The organism is Halomonas sp. MCCC 1A11062, assembly GCF_021404355.1.
In the GTDB taxonomy this organism is placed as follows: Bacteria; Pseudomonadota; Gammaproteobacteria; order Pseudomonadales; family Halomonadaceae; genus Halomonas; species Halomonas aerodenitrificans.
On sequence record NZ_JABFTW010000007.1, the window covers coordinates 114,689 to 130,015 of the forward strand.

General features: G+C 65.8%; 13 protein-coding genes. 2 read left to right on the forward strand and 11 right to left on the reverse strand.

Annotated elements, in window-relative coordinates; translation table 11 throughout:
- Positions 1-141: 141 nt before the first annotated feature.
- Positions 142-1,149 (forward strand): porphobilinogen synthase, encoded by a 1,008-nt coding sequence (gene hemB, locus HOP58_RS09755; RefSeq protein ID WP_234260187.1) that lies wholly within the window; start codon positions 142-144, stop codon positions 1,147-1,149.
- 3 nt (positions 1,150-1,152) lie between these two features.
- Here hemB and HOP58_RS09760 read toward each other — a convergent pair whose 3' ends face one another.
- The 8 genes from HOP58_RS09760 to rho form a co-directional block, all read right to left on the reverse strand.
- Positions 1,153-1,665: a DUF3087 family protein gene (locus tag HOP58_RS09760; RefSeq protein ID WP_234260188.1), complete on the reverse strand. Its 513-nt coding sequence runs from the start codon at positions 1,663-1,665 to the stop codon at positions 1,153-1,155.
- 78 nt (positions 1,666-1,743) lie between these two features.
- Positions 1,744-2,826, reverse strand: a complete 1,083-nt coding sequence (locus HOP58_RS09765; protein ID WP_276574760.1) for a 3-deoxy-7-phosphoheptulonate synthase — start codon at positions 2,824-2,826, stop codon at positions 1,744-1,746.
- Between the two features lie 308 nt (positions 2,827-3,134).
- Positions 3,135-3,281, reverse strand: coding sequence for a hypothetical protein (locus HOP58_RS09770; RefSeq protein WP_234260189.1), 147 nt, complete (start codon positions 3,279-3,281; stop codon positions 3,135-3,137).
- Positions 3,282-3,342: 61 nt separating this feature from the next.
- Positions 3,343-3,465, reverse strand: a complete 123-nt coding sequence (locus HOP58_RS23035; RefSeq protein WP_267963375.1) for a hypothetical protein — start codon at positions 3,463-3,465, stop codon at positions 3,343-3,345.
- A gap of 37 nt (positions 3,466-3,502) precedes the next feature.
- A complete protein-coding gene (folM, locus tag HOP58_RS09775; protein WP_234260190.1) occupies positions 3,503-4,216 on the reverse strand; it encodes a dihydromonapterin reductase in 714 nt (237 codons plus the stop codon).
- Positions 4,213-4,992, reverse strand: a complete 780-nt coding sequence (locus HOP58_RS09780) for an NAD(P)H-flavin reductase (protein ID WP_010630137.1) — start codon at positions 4,990-4,992, stop codon at positions 4,213-4,215. Before HOP58_RS09780 ends, folM begins: the two co-directional genes overlap by 4 nt.
- Positions 4,993-5,007: 15 nt before the next feature.
- On the reverse strand, positions 5,008-6,489 hold the full coding sequence (gene ubiD, locus HOP58_RS09785) for a 4-hydroxy-3-polyprenylbenzoate decarboxylase (RefSeq protein WP_234260191.1): 1,482 nt from the start codon (positions 6,487-6,489) through the stop codon (positions 5,008-5,010).
- Between the two features lie 72 nt (positions 6,490-6,561).
- On the reverse strand, positions 6,562-7,821 hold the full coding sequence (gene rho / locus HOP58_RS09790; RefSeq protein ID WP_010630139.1) for a transcription termination factor Rho: 1,260 nt from the start codon (positions 7,819-7,821) through the stop codon (positions 6,562-6,564).
- Positions 7,822-8,266: 445 nt separating this feature from the next.
- Between rho and HOP58_RS09795 the strand changes: the two genes are divergently transcribed.
- Positions 8,267-9,247 (forward strand): Ppx/GppA family phosphatase, encoded by a 981-nt coding sequence (locus HOP58_RS09795; RefSeq protein ID WP_346657456.1) that lies wholly within the window; start codon positions 8,267-8,269, stop codon positions 9,245-9,247.
- A 32-nt stretch (positions 9,248-9,279) separates the two neighbouring features.
- Here the strand turns inward: HOP58_RS09795 and tilS are convergent, their stop codons facing one another.
- The 3 genes from tilS to dnaE form a co-directional block, all read right to left on the reverse strand.
- Positions 9,280-10,581, reverse strand: a complete 1,302-nt coding sequence (tilS, locus tag HOP58_RS09800; RefSeq protein ID WP_234260192.1) for a tRNA lysidine(34) synthetase TilS — start codon at positions 10,579-10,581, stop codon at positions 9,280-9,282.
- Positions 10,565-11,518 carry an acetyl-CoA carboxylase carboxyl transferase subunit alpha gene (gene accA, locus HOP58_RS09805; protein WP_234252414.1) on the reverse strand — a complete coding sequence of 318 codons (954 nt, stop codon included), beginning with the start codon at positions 11,516-11,518 and terminating at the stop codon, positions 10,565-10,567. Before accA ends, tilS begins: the two co-directional genes overlap by 17 nt.
- A gap of 292 nt (positions 11,519-11,810) precedes the next feature.
- A complete protein-coding gene (dnaE, locus tag HOP58_RS09810; protein ID WP_234260193.1) occupies positions 11,811-15,314 on the reverse strand; it encodes a DNA polymerase III subunit alpha in 3,504 nt (1,167 codons plus the stop codon).
- Positions 15,315-15,327 lie beyond the last annotated feature (13 nt).

A 15,327-nucleotide genomic window follows, 5' to 3' on the forward strand; every position in this document is an offset into this window, starting at 1 on the left:
GACAAGGCGCGACTTTCGGCTTGGGGTGGCACTGATATACTCGTTCCATACACTCGCTTGTCATTGCACCATCATTCTTTCCAGGCACACTGCCGCCAGCTGACGTCAGGGCGGCAGTGGCCACAGCCGGAGTAGATAACCTTGAGTTTCCAGACCATGCGCCAATTTCCCGCCACGCGTATGCGCCGCATGCGGCGTGACGACTTCTCGCGCCGCCTGATGAGGGAGTCGACCCTGACCGCCGCCGATCTGATCTGGCCGGTATTCGTGCTCGACGGTGAACAGCGCCGAGAGGCCGTGCCCTCGATGCCGGGCGTCGAGCGCCTGTCGCTGGACCTGCTGATTCAGGAGGCACGCGAGGCGTACGAGCTGGGCATCCCGGCCCTGGCCCTGTTCCCGGTGGTGGATCAGGCGCTGAAGAGTGAGCTGGCCGAGGAAGCCTACAACGCCAACGGCTTGGTGCAGCGCAGCGTGAGAGCGCTCAAGGACGCCGTGCCGGAGCTCGGCATCATGACCGACGTGGCGCTCGACCCCTATACCATCCACGGCCAGGACGGCATCATCGACGACACCGGCTACGTGCTCAACGACCGCACGGTGGAGACGTTGCTCAAGCAGGCCCTGTCTCACGCCGATGCCGGCGCCGACGTGGTGGCCCCCTCCGACATGATGGACGGACGCATCGGCGAGATTCGTCAGGTGCTCGAGCAGGAGCATCTGCACAACGTACGCATCATGGCCTACAGCGCCAAGTACGCCTCGCGCTACTACGGTCCCTTCCGCGACGCGGTGGGCTCCGCCGCCAACCTGGGCAAGGCCGACAAGCGCACCTACCAGATGGATCCGGCCAACAGCGACGAGGCACTGCACGAGGTGGCCCTGGATCTGGCCGAAGGCGCCGACATGGTGATGGTCAAGCCCGGCATGCCCTACCTGGACGTGGTGCGACGCATCAAGGACGAGCTCAAGGTGCCCACCTACGCCTACCAGGTCAGCGGCGAGTACGCCATGCACATGGCCGCCTTCGACAACGGCTGGCTCGACGGCGACGAGGTGATGCTCGAGTCGTTGATCTGTTTCAAGCGCGCCGGGGCCGACGGTATCCTGACCTATTTCGCCAAGCGCGCCGCCCGTTTGCTTGCCGGTTAGCCTCTAACTACGCTTGAAGGCTGCCAGATCGTTGGGGTCGAAGCCATCGACCCGCTCGGACAGCCCGCGCTCTTCGCGCAGCTGACGGATCCTGGCGCGTTCGCCGAGCTGCTCGGCATCGTCGTCCAGGGTGCGGCCGTTGAGTTCGGCAAGCTGGGCCATGCCCTGGTGGTAGGCGGTCATCAGGTGCAGGGCCACGTGATTGCCCTGGTCCATTTCCCGGCGCAGGGTGGCAAGGTAGCTGCTGAGCCGTGAGAGCTGGTGCTTGAGCTGCCAGACATAGCGCATCTCGGTCATCCAGGGGCGCTCACGCAGTACGGCAAAGGTCAGGCTGGTGGCCAGCAACCCCAGGAATACGCCCAGAGCGTTGAGCCACAGGCTGGAGCCGAAGGCCGCCACCAGCAGTTGGGAGAACACCAGGCCGAAGACGATGAGCTGACCGGCCATGGCCAGACTGATGAGCCGGGCCTTGCGGCGATAGGTCTCGGGGTCGTGGTATTCGAAGGAAAACGGCATGCCCAACTCCTGTTGCAACGAGAATGCCGGGAATTATCCCGGCATCCCTCGCTCAGGTACAGCCGTGTGCCCTTCTTCTCAGCGCAACCGGTCAGCCGCTTCCAGCAACAGCGCCTCGGTGGCCTGCCAGCCCAGGCAGGGGTCGGTCACCGAAACGCCGTAGCGCAGGGCTCCGAGCGAGAGCTCCTGACGCCCCTCTTCCAGGTGGCTCTCGAGCATCAGCCCCATCAGGGCCGTCTCGCCGCGTATCCGCTGAGCTATCACGTCGCGCAGCACTTCGCCCTGACGGCGATGATCCTTGCGCGCATTGGCATGGCTGCAGTCCACCATCAAACGCGCAGGCAGCCCCGACTGCTCCAGCGTCCGACACGCCTCAGCGACCGAGCCGCTGTCATGGTTGGGCCCATGGCGACCGCCACGCAGCACCACATGGGCATAGGGATTGCCGGATGTCTCCCGCAGCGCGGGGCGGCCCTGGTCATCGAGACCGAAATGCTGGTGCGGGTGCGCGGCAGCGCGAATGGCATCCACCGCGACGCCCACGTCGCCGCTGGTGGCGTTCTTGAACCCCACCGCTGCCTCCAGGCCGCTGGCAAGCTCGCGATGCAGCTGCGACTCGGTGGTCCGCGCACCGATGGCTACCCAGGCCAACAGATCGTCGAAGTAGCTGGCCAGCATCGGCTGCAGCACCTCGGTGGCCACCGGCAGGCCCAGGACGGCGATTTCGTGCATCATGTGGCGAGACAGGTGCAGCCCGCGCGCCATGTCGCCGCTTCCGTCCAGGTCGGGATCGTAGGCCAGCCCCTTCCACCCCACCGTGGTGCGCGGCTTCTCCACGTAGACCCGCATCACGGGAAGCAGGCGGTCGGAAATCCTCGGGGCGAGTTCGGCAAGCCGCCGGGCATACTCCAGCGCGGCCAGCGGATCGTGGATCGAGCAGGGGCCAACCACCACCAGCATACGGTCGTCGCGCCCCGTCACGATGTCACGGATGGCGCGGCGCTGCGCGGCGAGCCGCTCGGCCACCGGCGGTGCCAGGGGTAAACGGCGTCTGAGCTCGCCAGGTGTGGGTAGCGTCATCTCGACCCGACTGGATGTGGTAGGGGCCATGTCGGCATGGCCATCGGTCGGGCGTTCAGCAAGTGTCGCGGGGGCATTCATGGTCAACTCCGTGAGGTCGGCAAACATCGTGTCGTCATGCCACCGGTCATCTCACGGTCGGAGGTGGCGCACTGGACCGACCGCGCGGCGCTAAATCGCCAGCCATAGCCCCAGCCATAGTAATCGTGGCGGGTACGGGCGGCGAAAGTGGCGCGGTATGCAGTCATGGTGCGTCTCCTCGAGTCGATTCCGTTTATGGGGTCTACCAACATTACGCACAAAACGTAAAACCCCCGGTCGGGTTGCCGACCAGGGGTTTCATGATGGAAGGCAACCCGGTTGGGTGTGCCCTTGCAGCTGTGTCCGATTCAGGACCCGGCCGCCGGCACACCGGCGCTAAACCAGTACCAATACTGACCGTCGAAGCCAAACGACTGTCCATCGAAGCCAAACGACATTACCGCGCCAAAGGCACGGTTTGCATCGCTTGCTGTCAGGTTCGCGGTCAGTGTCATGGTCGTCTCCACTGTTCTGGATTCATCGTGCCGCATCGCGGCAGGCTTGGCAAGCCCGTATTCAGGCCAGCACGGCGCGGCTCACACCGAGGATCAGCGGCAGCAGGTTCAGCGCCAGTACTGCCAACAGGGCCAGCAGCCACAGCGGGCCACTTTCATCATGATACTCCTTGGGCGGTGCCATGTTCGTCTCCTTTCAGCTCATGCCGGTGGCTAATAGTCTAGCGAAGATGGCGCCCGCCATCGACCGGCAGCGTGATCCCGGTGACATAACGGTTGTCGAGTAGGTAGCGCAGGCTCTGATAGATCACGCCCGGCCCCGGCACCATGGCCATGGCCGACTTGGCCCGGGCCTGCTCGGCATAGGTCTCGTCGTCGTCCTCGCCCAGCATGATCAATGCCGGCGCGATGGCGTTGACCTGAATCTGGGGGGCATACAAGGCCGCGAACGACAGCGTCAGGTTCTCGAGCCCCGCCTTGGTGGCGGCGTAAGCGGCATGCTTTTTCGAGCCCTTCCGTGCCACGTAGTCGGTCATGTGCACGATGTCGCGCTGCGGCTCACCGCAGGCCTCGAGCAACTCGCGGCAGTGGAGGTTGATGAGGTAAGGAGCGAGCATGTGTACGCGAAACAGCCGCTCGAAGGTGGCGCCCGCCGTCTCGTCGTGGCCGTCCGGCGCCCAGTCGCTGGCGTTGTGCACGATGGCACGCAGCGATGGCGTCTGCTGCTTGAGGCGCGCGATGAAGTCGAGAATGCCTGCCTCGGTGGCGAAATCCGCCAGCAGGGTGACGATGCCGCGGCTGCGCAACGCCTCGAGCTCCGGCCACTCGCGCCGATAGCTGACGATCACCGGATGGCCGTCGTCGACCAGCCGCTCGGCGCAGTGGCGCCCCAGGCGCTGGGCACCGCCGGTGATCAGGATCGGCGAGGCGCTCACCCCGCACTCCCCCGGCGCAGTACCCCGGCAGTGGGCACCAGCGGCTGGCGCGGCGCATAGGCGAAGACGTCGGAGAAGACCCTCGATGGCTCGAGCCCCAGCGAGGCCAGCACGTCGACGCAGGCGTAGACCATGCCCGGCGAGCCGGAGAGGTAGACGTCATGACCGCTGACGTCGTCGAGCCCCATGGTCAGCGCCTGGTCGATACGACCCAGATGGCCCTGAACACGCTCGCCGGCCACTGGCGGCTGCGGCGCCACCTCGGTAACCACGTGGAAGTGCAGGTTCTCGTGGTTCTCGGCCCACTGTCGAGGCAGGCTCTCGAGATAGAGATCACGGCGTTCGCGGGCCGCCCACCAAAGCTCGATGGGCCGCTCAGGCGTCTCGTGCAGGGAAGCCTCGACGATCGCCTTCATCTGGGCGAAGCCGGTACCGGCAGCGATCAGCAGCAGCGGCCGCTGGCTGGTCGGATCGAGCACACAGTCACCGCCGGGCAGGCGCACCGTCAGGTGGTGGGCTACCACCACCAGCTCGCGCAACCGGGCGGAGTTCTCGCGCTCGGGCCAGTGCTGGATGTGCAGCTCCAGGGTGCCGTCGCCACTATGGGCGCTGGCGATGGAGAACGGCACCCAGGTCTCGTCATCGAGCTTGAGTTCCAGATACTGGCCCGGATCATGGGCCATGGCCTCGGCGCGCCCTTCCAGGCGCACGCGGAACACGTCGGGGGTCAGATCCTCCACTGCCATCACTTGGCAGGTCAGGGTCCTGGGGGTCATGCAGGCCTCTTGTCGTCAGGGTGTAGGGGGCAGGCGGATACCCAATTCGTCCCAGCGTTCGCTGACGCGGGCCTTGACGGCCTCGTCCATGACGATGGGCGTGCCCCATTCACGATCGGTCTCGCCGGGCCACTTGCTGGTGGCGTCGAGCCCCATCTTGGAGCCCAGCCCCGCCACCGGCGAGGCGAAATCGAGATAGTCGATCGGCGTGTTCTCGACCATGACGGTGTCCCGGGCCGGATCCATGCGGGTGGTGATGGCCCAGATCACGTCTTTCCAGTCGCGGGCGTCGACGTCGTCGTCGAGTACCACCACGAACTTGGTGTACATGAACTGGCGCAGGAAGCTCCATACGCCCATCATCACGCGCTTGGCGTGGCCCGGATACTGCTTCTTCATGGTCACCACTGCCATGCGGTAGGAGCAGCCCTCCGGCGGCAGGTAGAAGTCGACGATCTCGGGAAACTGCTTGCGCAGGATCGGCACGAACACTTCGTTGAGTGCGACGCCGAGGATCGCCGGCTCGTCGGGCGGACGCCCGGTGTAGGTCGAATGGTAGATGGCATCGCGGCGCATCGTCATGCGCGTCACGGTGAACACCGGGAACTCGTCGACCTCGTTGTAGTAGCCGGTATGGTCGCCGTAGGGGCCTTCCGGCGCCGTGTCGTCGGGGTAGATAAAGCCTTCCAGAATGATTTCGGCAGACGCAGGCACTTCCAGATCGGCGTGGCCGCACTTGACCAGCTCGGTGCGCGAGCCTCTCAACAGCCCGGCGAAGGCATACTCGGAGAGTGAGTCCGGCACCGGCGTCACCGCGCCGAGAATCGTCGCCGGGTCGGCGCCCAGCGCCACCGCCACCGGGAAGGGCTCGCCGGGGTTCGTCTGCTGGTGCTCCAGGAAGTCGAGCGCGCCGCCGCGGTGCGACAGCCAGCGCATGATCAGACGGTTCTTCGACAGCTTCTGCTGACGATAGATGCCCAGGTTCTGGCGCTTCTTGTGCGGCCCGCGGGTCACCACCAGCGGCCAGGTAACCAGCGGCGCGGCGTCGCCGGGCCAGCAGTGCTGGATCGGCAGGCGGCCGAGGTCGACGTCGTCGCCCTCCAGCACTACCTCCTGTACCGGGGCGCTGCGCACCGTCTTCGGCCCCATGCTCATCACCTGCTTGAAGATCGGCAGCTTGTCCCAGGCGTCGCGAAAGCCCTTGGGCGGCTCGGGCTCCTTGAGGAAGGCGAGCAGTTCTCCCACCTCGCGCAGCGCCTCGACGCTGTCCTGGCCCATGCCCATGGCGACCCGCTTGGGCGTACCGAACAGGTTGCCCAGCAGCGGCATGTCGTGACCGTTGACGTTCTCGAACAGCAGCGCCGGGCCACCGGCACGCAGGGTGCGGTCACAGATCTCGGTGATCTCGAGATAGGGGTCCACCTCGGCTGAAACTCGTATCAGCTCGCCCTGAGCCTCCAGAGCGGCGATGAAGTCGCGCAGATCCTTGTACTTCATTGCAATTCCCGTTTCCGGAACGACGAAAGGGGCAGCATAGCATGCCGCCCCTTTGCGCACCGCCGATCCCGCTTAGCGGCGCTTCATGGCTTCGAAGAACTCGAGGTTCGTCTTGGTATCTTTCAGGCGGTCGATGAGGAACTCGGTGGCCGCGGTATCGTCCATCGGGTTGAGCAGCTTGCGCAGGATCCACATACGCTGCATCTCGTCCTCGGAGGCGATCAGGTCCTCGCGGCGGGTGCCGGAACGACGGATGTTGAGGGCCGGGTAGACACGGCGCTCGGCGAGCTTGCGGTCCAGGTGGGCTTCCATGTTGCCGGTGCCCTTGAACTCCTCGAAGATCACCTCGTCCATCTTCGAGCCGGTATCGACCAGCGCGGTGGCGATGATGGTCAGGCTGCCACCCTCTTCGATGTTACGTGCGGCACCGAAGAAACGCTTGGGCTTCTCCAGGGCGTGGGCGTCGACACCGCCGGTGAGCACCTTGCCGGAGCTCGGCACCACGGTGTTGTAGGCACGCGCCAGACGGGTGATGGAGTCGAGCAGGATGACCACGTCCTTCTTGTGCTCGACCAGCCGCTTGGCCTTCTCGATCACCATCTCGGCAACCTGCACGTGGCGCGCCGGCGGCTCGTCGAAGGTGGAGGCGACCACTTCGCCGCGCACGGTGCGCGACATCTCGGTCACTTCTTCCGGGCGCTCGTCGATCAACAGCACGATCAGGTGACACTCGGGGTTGTTGCGTGTGATCGAGGTGGCGATGTTCTGCAACATCAACGTCTTGCCCGCCTTGGGCGGCGAGACGATCAGGCCGCGCTGGCCTTTGCCGATGGGCGCGGTGAGATCGATGATGCGTGCGGTGAGATCCTCGGTGGAGCCGTTGCCGATCTCCATGCGCAGCCGCTCCTGGGGGAACAGCGGCGTGAGGTTCTCGAACAGGATCTTGTGCTTGGCGTTTTCCGGCTTGTCGAAGTTGATCTGGCTGACCTTGAGCAGCGCGAAGTAGCGCTCCCCTTCCTTCGGCGGACGGATCTTGCCGGAGATCGAATCGCCCTTGCGCAGGTTGAAGCGACGGATCTGCGACGGCGAGACGTAGATGTCATCGGGACCGGCCAGGTAGGAGCTGTCGGCGCTGCGAAGGAAGCCGAAGCCGTCCTGAAGAATTTCCAGAACACCGTCGCCATAGATATCCTCGCCGCTCTTGGCGTGCTTCTTGAGGATGGCGAAGATGATGTCCTGCTTGCGTGAGCGGGCCAGGTTGTCGATGCCCATCTCGCGGGCGAGCTCCAAGAGCTCTGGCACGGTTTTTTGCTTGAGTTCGGTAAGATTCATCGGTGTGTTCGGAAGTTGCTCATGTCAGCGTGGCGGCACGGCGGCCGTGGGAATGTGCGGATAAAGAACGGTACGCCGCTTGGGTGCGTTCAGAGCCCGATGGAGCTGCCGCTCATGAGCGATGCTCGTTGCGCTACGACCACTCTGCGCAAGAGGTCGAGGCACGGTATCGTGTAAGAGGGAGCAGCGCTTCGTGTCGCATGGATTCATCGCCTGTGCGTTTCAAGTGCCACCATGGCTTCGGCACATGACAACGAGCGACAAGAAGGGGCTGTCTGACGACTTGATGTTGACCGCGACGCGGTCGGAAAGCATTCGGAACAGGCGAACGTCTCGATGTTAGTCAAGGCCGGCGACGAACGCAACCCCATCGATCAACCCCCGTGCGATTGACACGTTCGCGCCAGCGCCGCAACCTTTAGCCATCCGCTATCAGGACGCTTAGATGACTGCACCCAAGGATCGGCCTCAAACCGCCAACGATGACGCCATGCTCCAACGGCAAGACCCACGGCAACTGGCAGCCATCGATCTGGGTTCCAACAGCTTTCACCTGTTGGTTGCCTGCTATCAGGACGACCGGCTGCAGGTGGTGACGCGCTGCGGTGAAAAGGTGCAGTTGGCCGCCGGCCTGGATAGCCGCAATCATCTGGACGAAGCTGCCATCCAGCGTGCGCTGACCTGTCTTGACCGCTTCCTTCCCTACCTGGCGGGAGTGGCCCGTGATCGTCTGCGTGTGGTAGGCACCAGTGCGCTGCGCACGGCGCTCAATCGGCAATCCTTCGTCGAGCGGGCCGAAGCCCTGCTGGGCTGCCGCGTGGAGATCATCTCCGGCGAGGAGGAGGCCCGCCTGATCTACCTGGGGGCGTCCAACACGCTGGCCGCGAACGAGCGTCGCCTGGTCGTCGATATCGGCGGTGGCTCGACCGAGTTCATCATCGGGGATCCCTCGGGGCCGCTGCTGCTGCAGAGCCTCGACGTTGGCTGCGTCACCCACACTCGCCGACATTTCAGCGACGGCAAGGTCAACGAAGCCAACATGCGCCGGGCGGAAGCGGACGTACTGGCCCGGCTGGCGGCCATTGAGGCCAACTATCGCGAGCTGGGCTGGAGCGAAGCGCTGGGCTCCAGCGGCACCATCAAGGCGGCCGCTTCGGTGCTTGCCACAAGCGGTGGCCAGCCGGGCATCGTCAACCGCAGCGGCTTGCAGACGCTACGCCAGCGCCTGATCGAATGCGAGCGTTTGGACAACGTCACGCTGGAGGGACTCAAGCCGGACCGCTCGCGCATCTTTCCCGCAGGCGTGGCCATTCTCGGAGCCATCTTCGAGACATTCGAGCTGACGACGATGAACTATGCCGATGGGGCACTGCGTGAGGGCGTGCTGCACGACATGCTGGCTTGTGCACCATTGCAGCAGGCATAACGCAGCGCCGCTCACTCCTCTCTCGCTACGGACTACGCTCTCGCCACAGAACACCACCCAGCCGCCACGGCCAGCCAGCGCCCTTCCGGCAGCAGCAGCGCCGCTACCGGGGTCTGCTCGTGCCAGACCACCGCGACACGCTCCCGCGCCCAGGGCGGCACCAGAGCCTCCTGCAGCAAACGTTTGAGGTCGCGGCTGCCACGCCCGGCAAGGCGCAGTCGCTCGCCGCCCTGGCGAGCCTTCAGCGTCAGGCGCACCGGGGGGCCCTCGACGGGCGCCAAGCCGACACCGATCTCGCCCCAGGGCGACACCAGCGGTGCCCTGCCGTCCCATTCGAGGGTCCATTCCGGCATCAGCGATTCACAAGAGGGCAGCAGGTAGAGCTGGCCGCGCCAGATGCGCGCCTCGGCGCCGCTCCAGCTCACCCGGACCTGGGCGTCGCTGCGCGCCTCGAGCTGCTCGAGCAGCGTTTCGAGACGACCCGCCGGCGGTGTGGACACACCCAACCGGCGACAGGCGTGACGCAACAGCGAGCGCCGCCGAGGCGTAGAAAGCCTCAGCAACGCTTCAACGCCGAGGCAACCCGGGTCGTCGCCCAGCGCAGCGAGGTCGCCTGCGGCAAGCTCCTCGAGCAGTTGCTCCGCCTCGCCGGCAAGCCGGGCGCTGCCGGCCAGGGCTGTGGCCGCCTGGGGCCAGCGCGACTGCAGCAGCGGCAATACGCTGCCACGCAGGAAGTTGCGGTCCAGCGCCTCATCGGTATTGCTGGGGTCATCGACCCAGCGCAGCCCGAGCCGGGCCGCCTCGGCTTCGAGCTCGCTCCGTGAGCGTGTCAGCAGCGGGCGCACGAGGCGTCGCCCTTGCCACTCGCGTTCCGCCGGCATGCCCGCCAGGCCGCGTACGCCGCTGCCGCGCAGGGCGGCGAGCAGAAAGGTTTCCGCCTGATCGTCACGATGCTGGGCCAGCAGCAGCGTCTCACCCGGTGCCACACGGCGGGCGAACGCCGCGTAACGCGCTTCCCGCGCCGCCCCCTCGAGCCCCAGCCCGGCGTCACGCTCGACCGCGACGCGCTCGACGAACAGCGGCACGCCGAGCCGTGAGGCAAGCCGACGGCAGTGCCGCTCGAAGCCATCGGCGGCACTCTGAAGGCCATGATGAACGTGTAGGGCGTGCAGCGGGCGGGGATGACACCGACAGGCCTGGGCCGCCAGCGTAAGCAGCAGGCTCGAATCCAGCCCGCCGGAGAGTGCCACCCAGACGACACGCCCCGGCGGGGTCTCCGCCAGGGCGTCGTCGATCAGGGCTTGCAGCGATTCTCTCTTATGCCGGAGCGCCATAGCTCATCAGACGCTCATAGCGTCTTTCAAGAAGAGCATCGGTCTCCATCGCCTCGAGTCGATCCAGGCTCGCCAGCAGCGACTCCTTGACCCGCTCGGCGGTGACGAGGGGCTGACGGTGGGCGCCGCCCAGCGGCTCCTCGATCAGGGTATCGACGAAACCCAGCTCCTTGAGCCGTTCGGCGGTAATGCCCATGGCCTGAGCCGCATCGGCGGCTCGCTCGGCGCTCTTCCACAGGATCGAGGCGCAGCCTTCCGGCGAGATGACCGAGTAGGTGGAGTACTGCAGCATGGCGAGCTCATCGCACACGCCGATGGCCAGGGCGCCACCGGAGCCGCCCTCGCCCACCACGGTGGAGAGGATCGGGGTCTTGAGCCGCGACATCACCGCCAGATTGTAGGCGATGGCCTCGCTCTGGCCGCGCTCCTCGGCATCGATGCCGGGGTAGGCGCCGGGGGTGTCGATGAAGGTCAGCACCGGCATCTTGAAGCGCTCGGCCATCTCCATCAGGCGGCATGCCTTGCGGTAGCCCTCGGGGCGCGGCATGCCGAAATTGCGCCGCACCTTCTCCTTCACCTCACGCCCTTTCTGGTGACCGATGACCATCACCGGACGATCGTCCAGCCGGGCGACGCCGCCGACGATGGCCGGATCGTCGGCGAAGCGACGGTCGCCGTGCAGCTCATCGAAGTCGGTGAAGATGTGTTCGAGATAGTCCAGCGTATAGGGGCGCTGGGGGTGACGCGATAGCTGGGAGACCTGCCAGGGGGTCAGGTCCTTGAAGATCGACTCGGTGAGCTTGCGGCTCTTCTCCTCCAGGCGGCTGATCTCGTCGCTGAGGTTGAGCTGGCTGTCGTTGCCGACCAGGCGCAGTTCTTCGATCTTGGCCTGGAGTTCGGCGATGGGCTGTTCGAAATCGAGGTAGTTGGGATTCATAGTGGCTGGGCCGCCTTGTCTTTGCTGTCGCCGGGGCATGATGAACGCTGTTCGCCCCGGAAGCCATAAAATCGAATGTCGGGCATTATCGCACCCTCAACGCACGGCGCAAGGCGACGTATGCGGACTTCGCCAACACCGAGGGATGCCGGGGACAGGCCGAAGAGGAGGTCTTTTGCCATGGATGGCAAAAGTAGCGCCCAGGGATGGGTTCACAGCGCCTCCTCGCAGGCCTGTCGCCGGTCAGCCCCGGCGGCCTTGACGACCTGCCGCCGAAGGCAAAGTGGTAGGCCTAGCGGTACTTCAAGCGCACCCCATCCTGCCCCTCCACTTCGCGCAGCGCAATCAGCAGCTCGTCACTGGGGGCCACGCGCCACTGCGCGTCCAGCTCCAGCCAGCCGGCGGCGGCCTCGTTGCGGTAGCGCAGGCGCACCGGCAGGCCGCCGTCGTCGCGGTGCGGCACGAGGCTCTCGCGCAGACTCTCCACCAGCCGGCCGTTGACCCGGGTGCCGTCCAGTGACAGCTCCACCGCCTCGCCGTAGCGGGCGCGAGCGGCCACCATCGGCGTGATCTCCTTGCCGCGCAGGCGCAGGCCGCCGGAGAAGTCGTCGCTGGAGACCTCGCCCTCGACGATCAGCACCTGGTCGGCCTCGATCTGGCCGCGCAGCTGATCGTAGAGCTCGCCGAACAGCGAGGCCTCGATGCGCCCGGTACGGTCGTCCAGTGTAATGAAGGCCATGGTGTCGCCGCGCTTGGACTTCATGGTGCGCACCGCCACCACCAGACCCGCCACCCGCTGCGGCTCCCGCGACGGCTTGAGATCGACGATGCGGGTGGAGACGAAGCGGGCAAGCTCCTTCTCGTACTCGTCGATGGGATGGCCGGTGAGGTAGAGCCCCAGGGTCTCCTTCTCGCCGGCCAGGCGCTCCTTGTCGGTCCACTCGCGGGCGCGGCGGTAGGCCTCGTAGGGATCGCTCTCGGCCTCGTCGTCGGCGAAGGCTTCGCCGAACATGTCCATCATGCCCAGGCTCTGATTGCTCTGGGTCTGCGCCGCGGCTTTGAGGGCATCCTCGAGGGCGGCGGCGAGCACCGCTCGATTCGGCCCCAGGTTGTCCAGAGCACCGGAGCGGATCAACGCCTCCAGGGTGCGCTTGTTCATGCGCTTGGGGTCGACCCGGCGGCAGAAGTCGAACAGGTCGCTGAACGGGCCGTCGGCCTCACGCGCCTCGACGATGGCGCCGATGGGCCCCTCGCCCACGCCGCGAATGGCGCCCAGGCCGTAGACCACGCGACCCTCGGTATCGACGGTGAACTTGTAGCCGCCGATGTTGACGTCCGGTGGGGTCACGGTGAGGCCGATGCGACGCGACTCCTCGATCAGCGGCACCACCTTGTCGAGGTTGTCCATTTCGGTGGACATTACCGCGGCCATGAACGGGCCGGGGTAGTGGGTCTTGAGCCAGGCGGTCTGGTAGGAGACCAGGCCGTAGGCTGCCGAGTGCGACTTGTTGAAGCCGTAGCCGGCGAACTTCTCCACCAGGTCGAAGATGTTGCCCGCCAGCTCCTTGTCGATGCCGTTGGCCGCACAGCCTTCCATGAAGCCGCTGCGCTGCTTGGCCATCTCCTCGGGCTTCTTCTTGCCCATGGCACGCCGCAGCATGTCGGCCTGACCCAGAGTGTAGCCGGCCAGCACCTGGGCGATCTGCATCACCTGCTCCTGATACAGGATGATGCCGTAGGTGGGCTCCAGCACCGGCTTGAGCCACTCGTGCTGGTAGTCCGGGTGCGGGTAGGCGAGCTCGGCACGGCCGTGCTTGCGGTTGATGAAGTCGTCGACCATGCCCGATTGCAGCGGGCCCGGGCGGAACAGGGCGACGAGGGCGATCATGTCTTCCAGCGAGTCGGGCAGCAGGCGCTTGATCAGCTCCTTCATGCCGCGGGATTCGAGCTGGAACACCGCCGTGGTCTCGGCGCGCTTGAGCATCTCGAAGGTGGGGCTGTCGTCGAGCGGGATGCTGTCGATGTCGAGCGGCCCTTCGCCCTTGACCGCGCGCACCTTGTCGACCATCTCCAGCGCCCAGTCGATGATGGTCAGGGTACGCAGGCCGAGGAAGTCGAACTTGACCAGCCCGGCCTCCTCGATGTCGTTCTTGTCGAATTGCACGACCAGGCCGTTGCCCTCCTCGTCACACAGCAGCGGCGAGAAGTCGGTGAGCTTGGTCGGCGCGATCACCACGCCCCCGGCGTGCTTGCCGGTGCCGCGGGTGATGCCTTCGAGCTTGACCGCCATCTCCCAGATCTCGGCGGCCTCCTCGTCGTTTTCGATGAACTCCTTGAGCGCCGGCTCGGCCTCGATGGCCTTGGCCAGGGTCATGCCCACCTCGAAGGGGATCAGCTTGGAGAGCTTGTCGCCCAGCGAGTAGGGCTTACCCTGGGCGCGGGCCACGTCGCGCACCACCGCCTTGGCCGCCATGGTGCCGAAGGTGACGATCTGCGACACCGCGTTGCGCCCGTAACGGTCGGCCACGTAATCGATCACCCGGTCGCGCTTCTCCATGCAGAAGTCGACGTCGAAGTCGGGCATCGAGACCCGCTCGGGGTTGAGGAAGCGCTCGAACAGCAGGTCGTACTCCAGCGGGTCGAGGTCGGTGATCTTCTGTGCGTAGGCCACCAGCGAGCCGGCACCCGAACCGCGCCCCGGCCCCACCGGCACGTCGTTGTCCTTGGCCCACTTGATGAAGTCCATCACGATCAGGAAGTAGCCGGGGAAGCCCATCTGAATGATGATGTCGAGCTCGAAGTCGAGGCGCTCGCGATAGCGCTTGTCGATCTCGGCGTACTCGGCGCCGTCGCGGGGGTATTTCTCTACCGGGTAGAGGAAGTCGAGACGCTCGTCGAGGCCGTCGTGGGAGACCTTGCGGAAGAATTCGTCCTGGGTCATGCCCTCGGGGATCTCGAACTCCGGCAGGAAGATCTCGCCCAGACGCACGTCGACGTTGCAACGCGCGGCGATCATCACGCTGTTCTCGAGCGCCTCGGGGATGTCGGCGAACAGCTCGGCCATCTCCGCCGGGCTCTTGAGGTACTGCTCCTCGGTGTACTTGCGCTCGCGGCGCGGGTCGTCCAACGCCTTGCCTTCGCCGATGGAAACGCGGGTCTCGTGGGCCCAGAAGTCGTCACGCTCGAGGAAACGCACATCGTTGGTGGCCACCACCGGCGTGCCCGTGGTCACGGCCAGCTCCACCGAGAGGTGCACGCACTCTTCCTCCAGCGGCCGCCCGGTGCGGGTCAACTCCAGGTAGAAGCGCTCCGGAAAGGCCGCCTGCCACTCCTCGAGCAGCGTGCGTGCCTCGTCGCGATGGTCGGCCAGCAGGTGGCGACCGATCTCCCCTTCGCGACCGCCGGAGAGGGCGATCAACCCTTCGCTCTGCTCCAGCACCCAGGCTTTCTCCAGCAGCGCCCGCCCCTGGCGCTGCCCTTCCATCCAGCCCCGCGAGATCAGCTCGGTGAGGTTGCGATAACCGGTGTCGTTCATCGCCAGCAGGGTCAGCCGGTAAGGGTGCGTCTCGTCATGCGGATTGGCGAGCCACAGGTCGGCGCCGATGATCGGCTTCAGCCCGCTGCCCTGGGCACCGCGGTAGAACTTGACCAGGCCGAACAGGTTGGCCTCGTCGGTCACGGCCATCGCCGGCATGCCACGCTCGGCAGTGGCCTTGATCAGCGGCTTGAGCCGTACCAGACCGTCGACCAGGGAGTACTCGGTGTGGACGCGAAGGTGTACGAAGGGCGTGGTCATAAGAGGCTCGGGG